Source organism: Halobacillus litoralis (assembly GCF_020524025.1).
Taxonomy (GTDB): Bacteria; Bacillota; Bacilli; order Bacillales; family Halobacillaceae; genus Halobacillus; species Halobacillus litoralis_D.
Map to the genome: position 1 here is coordinate 104,188 of NZ_JAIVKN010000005.1, position 10,509 is coordinate 114,696.

Annotated in this window: 13 protein-coding genes and 12 tRNA genes; 24 read left to right on the top strand and 1 reads right to left on the bottom strand. The window is 41.8% G+C overall.

The genetic code is table 11. The annotated features are described in order from the left end of the window. The first annotated feature begins 147 nt into the window (after positions 1–147). From LC036_RS16945 to LC036_RS16995, 11 genes are all read left to right on the top strand, one after another. Positions 148–429 carry a CopG family ribbon-helix-helix protein gene (locus tag LC036_RS16945; protein WP_027956786.1) on the top strand — a complete coding sequence of 94 codons (282 nt, stop codon included), beginning with the start codon at positions 148–150 and terminating at the stop codon, positions 427–429. 5 nt (positions 430–434) lie between these two features. Then, positions 435–785, top strand: coding sequence for a type II toxin-antitoxin system PemK/MazF family toxin (locus LC036_RS16950; RefSeq protein WP_226585477.1), 351 nt, complete (start codon positions 435–437; stop codon positions 783–785). A 211-nt stretch (positions 786–996) separates the two neighbouring features. Next, positions 997–1,866, top strand: a complete 870-nt coding sequence (locus LC036_RS16955; RefSeq protein WP_226585452.1) for an RsbT co-antagonist protein RsbRA — start codon at positions 997–999, stop codon at positions 1,864–1,866. Between the two features lie 5 nt (positions 1,867–1,871). Then, positions 1,872–2,228 carry an STAS domain-containing protein gene (locus LC036_RS16960; protein WP_089654561.1) on the top strand — a complete coding sequence of 119 codons (357 nt, stop codon included), beginning with the start codon at positions 1,872–1,874 and terminating at the stop codon, positions 2,226–2,228. A gap of 2 nt (positions 2,229–2,230) precedes the next feature. Then, positions 2,231–2,632, top strand: a complete 402-nt coding sequence (locus LC036_RS16965; protein ID WP_226585456.1) for an anti-sigma regulatory factor — start codon at positions 2,231–2,233, stop codon at positions 2,630–2,632. Positions 2,633–2,646: 14 nt separating this feature from the next. Next, positions 2,647–3,657: a PP2C family protein-serine/threonine phosphatase gene (locus LC036_RS16970; protein WP_226585457.1), complete on the top strand. Its 1,011-nt coding sequence runs from the start codon at positions 2,647–2,649 to the stop codon at positions 3,655–3,657. 64 nt (positions 3,658–3,721) lie between these two features. Continuing rightward, a complete protein-coding gene (locus tag LC036_RS16975) occupies positions 3,722–4,048 on the top strand; it encodes an STAS domain-containing protein (protein WP_226585459.1) in 327 nt (108 codons plus the stop codon). 2 nt (positions 4,049–4,050) lie between these two features. Further along, positions 4,051–4,527 (top strand): anti-sigma B factor RsbW, encoded by a 477-nt coding sequence (rsbW, locus tag LC036_RS16980; RefSeq protein ID WP_264188441.1) that lies wholly within the window; start codon positions 4,051–4,053, stop codon positions 4,525–4,527. Then, complete coding sequence (gene sigB, locus LC036_RS16985; protein WP_226585461.1) at positions 4,499–5,278, top strand: RNA polymerase sigma factor SigB; 780 nt, start codon at positions 4,499–4,501, stop codon at positions 5,276–5,278. The genes rsbW and sigB overlap by 29 nt, the downstream gene beginning before the upstream one ends. After that, on the top strand, positions 5,278–5,874 hold the full coding sequence (locus tag LC036_RS16990) for a SpoIIE family protein phosphatase (protein WP_226585463.1): 597 nt from the start codon (positions 5,278–5,280) through the stop codon (positions 5,872–5,874). Before sigB ends, LC036_RS16990 begins: the two co-directional genes overlap by 1 nt. 218 nt (positions 5,875–6,092) lie before the next feature. After that, complete coding sequence (locus LC036_RS16995; protein WP_226585465.1) at positions 6,093–8,261, top strand: Tex family protein; 2,169 nt, start codon at positions 6,093–6,095, stop codon at positions 8,259–8,261. A gap of 46 nt (positions 8,262–8,307) precedes the next feature. Here the strand turns inward: LC036_RS16995 and cmpA are convergent, their stop codons facing one another. After that, positions 8,308–8,418 (bottom strand): cortex morphogenetic protein CmpA, encoded by a 111-nt coding sequence (gene cmpA, locus LC036_RS17000; RefSeq protein ID WP_226585467.1) that lies wholly within the window; start codon positions 8,416–8,418, stop codon positions 8,308–8,310. Positions 8,419–8,493: 75 nt separating this feature from the next. Here cmpA and LC036_RS17005 point away from each other — a divergent pair, with 75 nt between their 5' ends. The 13 genes from LC036_RS17005 to LC036_RS17065 all read left to right on the top strand — a co-directional run bounded on the left by LC036_RS17005 (position 8,494) and on the right by LC036_RS17065 (position 10,383). Further along, positions 8,494–8,937 (top strand): SprT family protein, encoded by a 444-nt coding sequence (locus LC036_RS17005; protein WP_226585469.1) that lies wholly within the window; start codon positions 8,494–8,496, stop codon positions 8,935–8,937. 185 nt (positions 8,938–9,122) lie between these two features. Further along, a tRNA-Asn gene (locus LC036_RS17010) sits at positions 9,123–9,197 on the top strand. A 3-nt stretch (positions 9,198–9,200) separates the two neighbouring features. Then, positions 9,201–9,291: transfer RNA gene (locus LC036_RS17015), tRNA-Ser, on the top strand. Between the two features lie 10 nt (positions 9,292–9,301). Further along, positions 9,302–9,373 (top strand) — tRNA-Glu (locus LC036_RS17020). Between the two features lie 17 nt (positions 9,374–9,390). Continuing rightward, a tRNA-Asp gene (locus LC036_RS17025) sits at positions 9,391–9,467 on the top strand. Positions 9,468–9,471: 4 nt separating this feature from the next. After that, a tRNA-Gln gene (locus LC036_RS17030) sits at positions 9,472–9,546 on the top strand. Positions 9,547–9,653: 107 nt separating this feature from the next. Then, positions 9,654–9,729: transfer RNA gene (locus LC036_RS17035), tRNA-Lys, on the top strand. Positions 9,730–9,736: 7 nt separating this feature from the next. Next, positions 9,737–9,818 (top strand) — tRNA-Leu (locus LC036_RS17040). 44 nt (positions 9,819–9,862) lie between these two features. Then, positions 9,863–9,950, top strand: a tRNA-Leu gene (locus LC036_RS17045). Positions 9,951–10,025: 75 nt separating this feature from the next. Beyond that, positions 10,026–10,102, top strand: a tRNA-Arg gene (locus tag LC036_RS17050). A 6-nt stretch (positions 10,103–10,108) separates the two neighbouring features. Continuing rightward, positions 10,109–10,185, top strand: a tRNA-Pro gene (locus LC036_RS17055). A gap of 28 nt (positions 10,186–10,213) precedes the next feature. Further along, a tRNA-Gly gene (locus LC036_RS17060) sits at positions 10,214–10,287 on the top strand. A gap of 19 nt (positions 10,288–10,306) precedes the next feature. Then, positions 10,307–10,383: transfer RNA gene (locus LC036_RS17065), tRNA-Ile, on the top strand. Positions 10,384–10,509: the final 126 nt, after the last annotated feature.

A 10,509-nucleotide genomic window follows, 5' to 3' on the forward strand; every position in this document is an offset into this window, starting at 1 on the left:
TTTCGGACAATTCTCCCTATGTAAGGATAGAAGGTTACACAATTTACGAAAAAATTCCAACACTCCTTTGCAATGGACACTCCCGTTTGATAAGATTAGAGTGGACTAATTGACTGGTTTCTTTTTGAGAGAAGATGGTGGAGGTGTATGGTTTTGTCCGATAGCATGCAGGAGATTGTCATCCGGATTCCGGATAATCTGCTTAATGAAGTAGATGGTTTCATTCAACTCGATAACAGTGATCGGAGCGATTTCATGTGTCAAGCAACTAAAATGTATTTGCGTGAGAAAAAGCAGCGTCATATTAGAGAATCCATGCGTAGAGGCTACATGGAAATGGCGAAAATCAATTTAAATATCGCTTCAGAAGCGTTTCAAGCTGAAGAGGAGGCAGAACACACCCTGGAGCAACTAGTGAGCGGGGTGTGAAGCCATTGATAGTCAAACGAGGTGACGTTTATTTCGCTGATTTGTCCCCGGTCGTGGGATCAGAACAAGGCGGGGTTCGTCCTGTACTCATTCTTCAAAATGATATTGGTAATCGCTTTAGCCCTACCGTAATCGTCGCCGCGATTACAGCGCAAATACAAAAAGCCAAACTTCCTACACATGTTGAAATCAATGCAGAAAAATATGGGTTCGAGCGAAACTCTGTGATCCTCTTGGAACAAATCAGAACGATTGATAAACAGCGTTTGACCGACAAGATCACCCAATTAGATGAACCAATGATGCTGCAGGTGAACAAAGCTTTGCAGATCAGCCTCGGTTTAATCGACTTCTAAAATGATCTCTTCTATTTGAAAATAAAGTTGCCTGAAAAAGGGCGGCTTTATTTTTTTTTATATTCTTAGTTTATAATAGACGGATGGAGGGTATTGTTGTTGGCATGTTTTTTTAGCTTATCAGTGTAACTACTTTCTTTTTTTTGATAAAATTATATACAAATAGTATTTGGAGTACGTAGAGAAGTGTAACGGAGGCGGAGGTTAGATAATGGACCAGAGATTAAAGAACGTCGTAGTGGAACATAGCGATGACATTGTTAAAATGTGGTTGGAGGAAATCAACGCAAATAAGAAGAATGATTATACATCGACAATTTCTGAGGAAATGTTCGAGAATACCAACCGTGAATTCGTCAATGTTATCTTTGCAAGCATAGAAAAACAAGGGTTGTCCTCTGATTTGGATGAGTTTTCAGAGCGTTTAATTAATTTGGGGTGGCCGCTGAGTTATTTAACAGATGGAATGCAGGTTTTCCGTCGGGTTGTCACTGACTTTATTTTAAAACAGTCGGAAAAAGTGGATTCCGATTACTTCTCTGAGATTCTTAGAAAAGTGGATGGATGGGTGGATCCAATTATCAACCGGCTGGTTAATGAGTATTCAGGCAGCTGGGAACATATTGTTTCCCTGCAGAGAGTCGCCCTTCAAGAATTATCGGCTCCTCTCATACCGGTCATGGAGAATATTACAATTATGCCGCTGATCGGAACCATTGATACAGAAAGAGCGAAGCTGATCATGGAAAACCTTCTGGATGGGGTCATTAAGCATAACGCAGAAGTTGTCCTTATTGATATAACTGGTGTACCGGTCGTTGATACTATGGTGGCACATCATATCATTCAGGCAGCTGAAGCTGTACGCTTGATAGGTTCCCGCTGTATTCTCGTCGGTATCCGCCCTGAAATTGCCCAGACGATAGTGAACCTGGGGATTGATCTTGGCAAATTCCCGACGAAGAGCTCTCTCCGCAAAGGATTCCAGACCGCACTTGAACTAACAAACCGACGCATTGAAGACACTCAAAAAAATGACGAAGATATTGAAAAGTTGATTGATTCACTAGATGGGGAGTGAAAGTAATGAGGATACCTATTTTAAAGCTTCACAATTATTTGCTGATTTCCATCCAAATCGATCTCGATGATCAGACGGCTATACAATTTCAGGAGGATTTACTAAGTAAAATCCATGAAAGCGGCGCAACAGGCGTCGTTATTGATCTGACAAGCGTAGACATTATTGATTCATTCATAGCCAAAGTCTTGGGTGATGTAGTAACAATGTCTGATTTGATGGGAGCCAAAGTAGTTCTGACTGGTATTCAGCCAGCTGTAGCGATGACATTGATCGACTTAGGCATTCATATGCAGGATGTCCCGACAGCATTAGACTTAGAACAAGGATTGATCAAACTTCGCCAGGAATTGGAGGAGTGAATATGGACTTTCAATCCTGTGTCAATATAAAAAAGGAGTGGGACATTGTAGGCGCCAGACAGCTGGGACGTGACATCTCGAGAAAGATCGGTTTCGGGACAGTCGATCAAGCGAGAATCGCCACCGCCATTTCTGAGTTAGCAAGGAATATTTATTTATATGCAGGAACAGGTAAAGTCTGTTTTGAAGCCGTCGAAGATATGAATAAAAAAGGAATCAGTATCGTAGCGATGGATGAAGGTCCTGGAATTCAGGATATCAGTCAAGTGATGGAAGATGGATTTACCACATCTGGAGGACTCGGAGCAGGGTTGCCTGGAGTGAAACGGTTAATGGATGATTTTGACATTGTATCTGAAACAGGGAAAGGAACTGAGATCAGAGTTGTCAAATGGCTCCGTTAGAGGAGGTATGAGCGATGAGTACATTAAAACTTGACTTAGAAAACTATAAAGAACTTTTGCAGGAATATATAAAGACGAGAGATGAACAAGCTCTGTATCAAGCCGAGCAGTTTAGTAAGCATTCCATGCAGCAGAATATATCACCGGAAGAAATTATCAACGTGCATATTCAGTCGCTACAAGAGATATACCCGGATATGCCGGAGTATATTCAATCATCCATGAATTTCCTTTTAGAAACGATGATTTCTTATGGATTAGCTTATCAGGAGTTTCAAACACTAAGAGAGAAACAGCTGGAACTTAAGTCGGAAATATCTGTTGCTGCCAATATGCAGAAAACACTGCTTTCCACAGTAAAACCGCATATTGATGACATTGACGTCGGAGCTCTCAGTGTACCTGCCAAGCAGATGAATGGGGATTATCACCATTTCGTACACGATGAAAAGGGCGGTCTTGGAATAGCTGTAGCAGACGTAATTGGGAAAGGTGTACCTGCTGCGTTATGTATGTCCATGATTAAATATTCTATGGACAGCTTTGCGGAACTGCGTACAGATCCTAGTGTGATTTTAGGCAGTCTGAACCGTGTAGTTGAACGAAATGTAGATGCCAGTATGTTTATTACCATGTTTTACGGGTTGTACAACTCGATTGAGCATACATTCACATATGCTTCCGCCGGACATGAACCTGGGTATTACTACCACAAAGATCGTGATGAGTTTGAGGAGATTGATGTACCAGGACTTGTTCTGGGTGTTTCACCAGAGATTACGTATACGCAGTACGAAAAGAAAGTGGAAAAAGGGGATATGATCATCCTTTTGACAGACGGTGTAACGGAATGTAGACAAGGGGAGCGTTTCATTGAACAGGAAGAAGTTCTTCATGTAATCAAGCAATATTCTCATTTACCGGCCCAGGGAATTGTGGATCAAGTGTATAAGCACTTTGAGCGTCTTCAGGATTTCCAATTACGGGATGACTTTACTTTGATTATTTTAAGAAGAAATGTTTAATAGGTATTTTTTTCGGGTAAAGAATGCTTAGTGCATTTTTTCAGCAACACGGGAGGGAAATAAGATGAATTTAACAATAGATGTGACAAATATTGATGGAGTAACTAATGTCGTTTTAGCGGGTGAAGTTGATGCCTTTACAGCGCCTAAGTTAAAGGAAACCATTCTTCCTTTGACCAGAGAGGAAGAGGTAGTGCAGGTCGACTTCAGTGACGTGAATTACATGGATTCCACGGGTCTTGGTGTATTTATTAGTGCTTTGAAATCCACAAAAGAGCATAACAGCTCAATGCGATTGGTTCACATGCAGGATCGGGTATACCGATTGTTTAAGATTACGGGGCTGACAGAAATTATGAATATCGATTCTACAGTGCAAGGTGGAATGTAATAATGGAACCATTTGATTTTGTTGAAGTAAAAGTACCTGCTAAGGCCGAGTATATCGGAGTTGTGAGACTGAGCATTTCCGGTATTGCGAATCGTATGGGTTTTTCCTACGAAGATATCGAGGATTTGAAAGTCGCAATTTCAGAAGCGATTACGAACGCAGTGAAGCATGCATATAAAGAAACTGGAGAAGGTGAAATCACCATCGGTTTTGGTGTCTATCAAGATCGTCTCGAAGTAATGGTCGCTGACCATGGCGGCAGTTTCAATTTAGGTGAAATTAAAGAGGATATCGGTCCTTATCAGCAGGACGATAATATTGAAGAACTTCGTGAAGGTGGTTTTGGCCTGTTTTTGATTGATGCTTTAATGGATAAAGTCGAAATCAATAGTAAATATGGAGTCATTGTCTTAATGACAAAATACCTCCATGAAACCGGGGTGGGTCAAAATGGCGACCAGATCACAACACCACAATGAGGAAGTTTATGAATGGATTGCTCATCTGCAGGAGTATCCCCGCGATGAAGCTATACAAGAGAAAATAGTACTTGTTTATAAAGACCTTGTAGAATCTATAGCCCGTAAGTACTCAAAAAACAGTACCATTCATGAAGACTTGGTACAAGTTGGTATGCTTGGACTGCTTGCGGCTATCAGAAGGTACGACCCTGACTTCGGGAAGTCCTTTGAATCGTTTGCGATTCCTACCATCATTGGTGAGATCAAACGCTTTATCCGCGACAAAACATGGAGTGTTCATGTGCCGCGGCGAATTAAGGAACTTGGTCCTAAAATAAAAAAAGCAGCAGAAGAACTTACCAATACCCTTCAGAGGTCTCCTTCTGTTTTGGAAATTGCTGACTATCTGGAAGTATCTGAAGAGGATGTCCTGGAAACGATGGAAATGGGCAAAAGTTATAAAGCTCTTTCTGTGGATCGGAAGATTGAAGCCGACTCTGATGGCAGTACGGTCACCATTCTGGATTTGATCGGTAATCAGGAAGATGGTTATTCAAATATTGATCAAAAGATGCTTCTGGAGAAAGTACTTCCAATACTAAGCGAACGGGAACAGGAAATATTGCAATGTACGTATTTTGAAAATATGAGTCAAAAGGATACCGGCGAACGGTTAGGTATTTCTCAAATGCACGTGTCCCGTCTGCAAAGAAGGGCGTTAAGGAAATTAAGAGAAGCCTTACAATCTGAATCAGTAGAGGTGTTCTAGTGGAAAAACAGAGCGGGCGGGTGAACTTATCTGTCTTCCAAAAAGCCAAAAAAGGAAATTACTATTGTGGAGATAGCTATTTCTATAGAGAAACGGAAGATGCGTTTCTCTGTGCATTGGCTGATGGTCTCGGGAGTGGAGAAATGGCAAGAGAATCCTCTCAAGCTGTTATGGATGTCATTGAGGAAAATCCAGTTCTTTCAATAGAAGCACTAGTGAAAAAATGCAATGAGGTTTTGGTAGGGAAGCGTGGAGTTGTTCTAGGTATACTTAGAATAGACTTTAAGAATCGTACTTATTCATACTCCTCCATAGGGAATATTGGTGTAATCACCGTCGACCCGGACGGGAAACGGAATCGAAATATTCCATTGGCTGGTTATCTGGCAGGCTACCCGCGGTCACTTAGAGTCAGTCATGGAGATATTAAAGAAGGTATGATTTTTTTAATGTTTTCAGACGGAGTGAGTGATCGTCGTCTATCATCAAAATTAACTCAGGCAAAAACAGTGGGACAGATTACGGAAGTATACAAAGGTCTTTATGGCCAAAATCGGGATGATGATACGACGTTAATTGCAATTGAATACAATTAGAAGTCCTTATTCTTTTTTATAGGAGAAGAATAAGGACTTTTTATATGCTTTTTTAGGTTCTTATAATTTTCAGGGTAGTATATTAAAAAATAGATACGGAGGAACAAATCATTGACGGAGCTTCAGATCGAATGCAATCCAGCAATCCTTCTCCCTTGAAGTAAACCCATCCATAATTTGTTACAATATAAGATACGTTATTGAAGGAGGTCTTCTTTTTGAGCGAAGCAAATTACAGCCCGGAGTTATTGAAACTTGTGGCGAAGCAGACAACATTAAATGAAAAAACAATCAAACAGGTTATAGGACTGCTTGATGAAGGGAATACAGTTCCTTTTATAGCCCGTTATAGAAAAGAATTAACCGGTGGTCTGGATGAAGTCCAAATCAAAGCAATTGAAGATCAGTGGAACTATGTTACGAACTTAGTGCAGCGTAAGGAAGAAGTTATCCGGCTGATTCATGAACAAGGGAAGCTTACAGAAGAGCTTCAGAAGGAAATTGAAGGAGCGGAGAAGCTTCAGAAAGTAGAAGACCTCTACCGCCCGTATAAACAAAAGAGAAGAACACGGGCCACCGTAGCTAAGGAAAAGGGTTTGGAACCTTTAGCTCTTCAGATTTGGGAACAGGAAAAACTGGACGTTCAAGAGGCTGCGAAAGATTATTTCTCAGATGAACATGAACTTACTTCGGTGGAGGATGTCCAAGCTGGAGTTAATGATATCCTGGCCGAATGGATTTCTGATGACCCAACGTATAGAGAGAAAGTTAGAAAACAGACCTTTGATAAAGGAACGATTTCGTCAACGGCTAAGAATGCAGAGAAAGACGAAAAAGGCATTTTCGAAATGTATTATGATTTTCAGGAGCCTATTCGTGCGATCGCTTCCCACCGAGTGCTTGCGCTTAATCGTGGAGAGAAAGAAGATATCATTAAAGTATCCATTCAGCCGCCTGAGGATACGATCCAAAACTATCTGGAAAGAAGTGTGCTAAAGAAAGAAACGGTAGGGACGGTTCGAACGATTCTTTTAGAAGCTATTGGAGATAGTTACAAACGACTCATTCAACCTTCTATTGAGAGAGAGATTCGTAATTCCCTGTCTGAACAGGCAGAGGAACAGGCAATTGAGGTCTTTTCAAGTAACCTGAGAAGTCTCTTGCTGCAGCCCCCGTTAAAAGGGAAAATCGTATTGGGCATAGATCCTGCCTTTCGGACAGGCTGCAAACTTGCTGTCATTGATGAAACTGGAAAAGTGTTGGATATTGGAGTGATTTATCCAACAGCTCCTAAAAATGATACAGCGGGTGCAGAAAAGAAAATTCTTGATTTTATGAATAAGTATGAAATTGAGCTGATGGCTATTGGAAATGGCACAGCCTCTCGTGAAACCGAACAGTTTGTTGCTGATATGATTCAGAAGCATCAACTTGAAGCTTCCTATATGATTGTGAACGAAGCAGGGGCCAGTGTGTATTCAGCATCAAAACTTGCCCGCGAAGAGTTTCCGGATTTTCAAGTAGAAGAGAGAAGCGCCGTATCTATAGCCAGACGTGTTCAAGATCCGTTGGCAGAATTAGTGAAGATTGATCCGAAATCCATCGGGGTTGGTCAGTACCAGCACGATGTCAGTCAGAAGAAACTAAATGAATCCTTAACCTTTGTTGTAGAAACAGCCGTAAACCAAGTAGGCGTGAATGTAAATACGGCCTCTGCTTCCTTATTGCAGTATGTCTCAGGACTCAGCAAAACGGTAGCCAACAATATTGTGAAGAAGCGGGAAGAGTTAGGTAAATTCTCTAAAAGATCCGAGTTGAAAGACATTCCTCGTCTTGGTGCAAAAACATTTGAACAAAGTATCGGTTTCTTAAGAATCCTGGACGGTAAAGAACCATTGGACCGGACTTCGATTCACCCTGAAAGCTACAAAGCAACGAGAGACTTCTTAAAGATATATGGTTTTACAAGTCATGACTTAGGAAATGAAGCCTTGGCTGAAAAGATCAAGCAGGTGGATGCCCAAACGACAGCAGAACAACTGGATGTGGGCATTTTAACTCTTAAAGATATTCAGAAGTCATTGGTTCAACCGGGCAGGGACCCTCGTGATGATTTACCTAAACCATTGCTGAAGACCAATGTGTTATCTATGGAAGATTTAAAGCAGGGGATGGAATTAGAAGGAACCGTAAGGAATGTAGTTGATTTTGGAGCCTTTGTTGATATTGGGGTCAAGCAGGATGGGCTTGTCCATATATCCAAGCTTGCCAATCGCTATGTGAAGCATCCGATGGACGTGGTGTCTGTAGGAGATGTCGTCACCGTTTGGGTGGATCAGGTAGATACTCAGAAACAAAGAATTGCATTAACCATGCTCCAATCGTAAAAAAAAGGTTCACAATACCTGGGAGGTTCGCCTTCCGGGTACTTTTTTATTTGTAGAGGTGTTGATAATAGTACCAGCACTGGTTCAGCAGTTTGATTTGATACTTATCCTTATTGAGAAATGCGTCAGCCATTTGTCTTTTTAACCAAGAGGGCATAAGAAGTCATCTCCTTTATATTCAATAATCAGCCTTCATGTGATACAGTATGCAGAGAGCAGAGGAGGTGTTCCTGTGATAACCCAAAATGAATTGCAGCAGTGGACAGAAGATTTATCCCAAAAATTCTTTGACAAACCATTTTTGGATGATGTATACTTCAATTCTCGTCTTCGAACGACAGGAGGGCGATATATTCCTTCAAAAAAAACCATTGAAATCAATCCGAAGTATGTAGTAGAATTGGATGGTGCTGAATTAGAAGGAATTATTAAACATGAACTTTGCCACTACCACCTTCATATAGAAGGAAAGGGTTTTTGTCATCGTGATCCTGAATTCAAAGAACTTCTAAAAAAGACGGGGTCTCCAAGATTCTGTACACCTTTACCTTCACAAGAGAAGAATCTACATCTTTATATTTGCTCAGATTGCGGACAAGCATACCAGCGAAAGAGAAGAGTGGATACAAAACGATTCCGTTGTGGGAAATGTAAAGGGATTTTAAAAAAGAAGTAAAAATATCATTGACGGACAGGGCAACACATGTTAAATTAAATAAGCCTTAACAAAACAACCCAACATTCGATAAGAAAACATTGTTTTTTACGAAAAAAAGGGTTTGACATTGTAAATTAAATATTGTATTATATTAAACGTCGCTGATAAACGAAACAACACAGTTAATCAGCATTAGACATTATTCCAACGTAGCTCAGTGGTAGAGCAATCGGCTGTTAACCGATCGGTCGTAGGTTCGAATCCTACCGTTGGAGCCATATGGAGAAGTACTCAAGTGGCTGAAGAGGCGCCCCTGCTAAGGGTGTAGGTCGCGTAAGCGGCGCGAGGGTTCAAATCCCTCCTTCTCCGCCATTTTATTTTTGGCCCGTTGGTCAAGCGGTTAAGACACCGCCCTTTCACGGCGGTAACACGGGTTCGAGTCCCGTACGGGTCACTTAACCTTTTATGGAAGGTCCGGTAGTTCAGTTGGTTAGAATGCCTGCCTGTCACGCAGGAGGTCGCGGGTTCGAGTCCCGTCCGGACCGCCACTTTTGGGCCATAGCCAAGCGGTAAGGCAACGGTTTTTGGTACCGTCATGCGCTGGTTCGAATCCAGCTGGCCCAGCCATTTTTCTTCGAAAAAAGGGTTGACAAAATTACAGATAAGTTATATGATGTTTCTTGTGCTTTTAAAAAACATCAAGCCATTTTAAGTGTGATAGATTCCTTAAACAGGAGCCATTAGCTCAGTTGGTAGAGCATCTGACTTTTAATCAGAGGGTCGAAGGTTCGAATCCTTCATGGCTCACCATTTATTTGCGGGTGTGGTGGAATTGGCAGACACGCTAGATTTAGGATCTAGTGCTTCACGGCGTGGGGGTTCAAGTCCCTCCACCCGCACTTACCAATTACCATGATCAGCATCCATTTGTTTTTAACAATTTGCGGTCGTGGCGGAATCGGCAGACGCGCTAGGTTGAGGGCCTAGTGGGAGTTAATCCCGTGGAGGTTCAAGTCCTCTCGGCCGCACCAAACTTTTTTAAAAAAAGTTCTTGCACCGAAAAGCGCGATGTGCTATAATAGAATTTGTCGCTTCAAAAAAATAATGCGCCCGTAGCTCAATTGGATAGAGCGTCTGACTACGGATCAGAAGGTTAGGGGTTCGACTCCTCTCGGGCGCGCCATTTTAACGGGAAGTAGCTCAGCTTGGTAGAGCACTTGGTTTGGGACCAAGGGGTCGCAGGTTCGAATCCTGTCTTCCCGACCATCGAGAATTTATATGACAATCAAATTATGCGGGTGTAGTTTAGTGGTAAAACCTCAGCCTTCCAAGCTGATGATGAGGGTTCGATTCCCTTCACCCGCTCCATTATTATCAAATACCATTGGGGCCTGTAGCTCAGTTGGTTAGAGCGCACGCCTGATAAGCGTGAGGTCGGTGGTTCAAGTCCACTCAGGCCCACCATGAACTATTTGATCTTTGAAAACTGAACGAACCAACCAGTACGTCAAAACATTTCTTCTTTATGAAGAGATTTGAAACAAGCACATTCGGTGTGCAAATGAGCAAGTCAAACTTAACTTTTATGGA

Excerpts from the sequence above, each read along its gene's own strand:
- cmpA (WP_226585467.1), bottom strand. The coding sequence starts at position 8,418 with ATGCCCTCTTGGTTAAAAAGACAAATGGCTGACGCATTTCTCAATAAG.
- rsbW (WP_264188441.1), top strand. The coding sequence starts at position 4,051 with ATGGAACCATTTGATTTTGTTGAAGTAAAAGTACCTGCTAAGGCCGAG.
- LC036_RS16965 (WP_226585456.1), top strand. The coding sequence starts at position 2,231 with ATGGACTTTCAATCCTGTGTCAATATAAAAAAGGAGTGGGACATTGTA.
- LC036_RS16960 (WP_089654561.1), top strand. The coding sequence starts at position 1,872 with ATGAGGATACCTATTTTAAAGCTTCACAATTATTTGCTGATTTCCATC.
- LC036_RS16945 (WP_027956786.1), top strand. The coding sequence starts at position 148 with ATGGTTTTGTCCGATAGCATGCAGGAGATTGTCATCCGGATTCCGGAT.
- LC036_RS16975 (WP_226585459.1), top strand. The coding sequence starts at position 3,722 with ATGAATTTAACAATAGATGTGACAAATATTGATGGAGTAACTAATGTC.
- LC036_RS16970 (WP_226585457.1), top strand. The coding sequence starts at position 2,647 with ATGAGTACATTAAAACTTGACTTAGAAAACTATAAAGAACTTTTGCAG.
- LC036_RS16955 (WP_226585452.1), top strand. The coding sequence starts at position 997 with ATGGACCAGAGATTAAAGAACGTCGTAGTGGAACATAGCGATGACATT.
- sigB (WP_226585461.1), top strand. The coding sequence starts at position 4,499 with ATGGCGACCAGATCACAACACCACAATGAGGAAGTTTATGAATGGATT.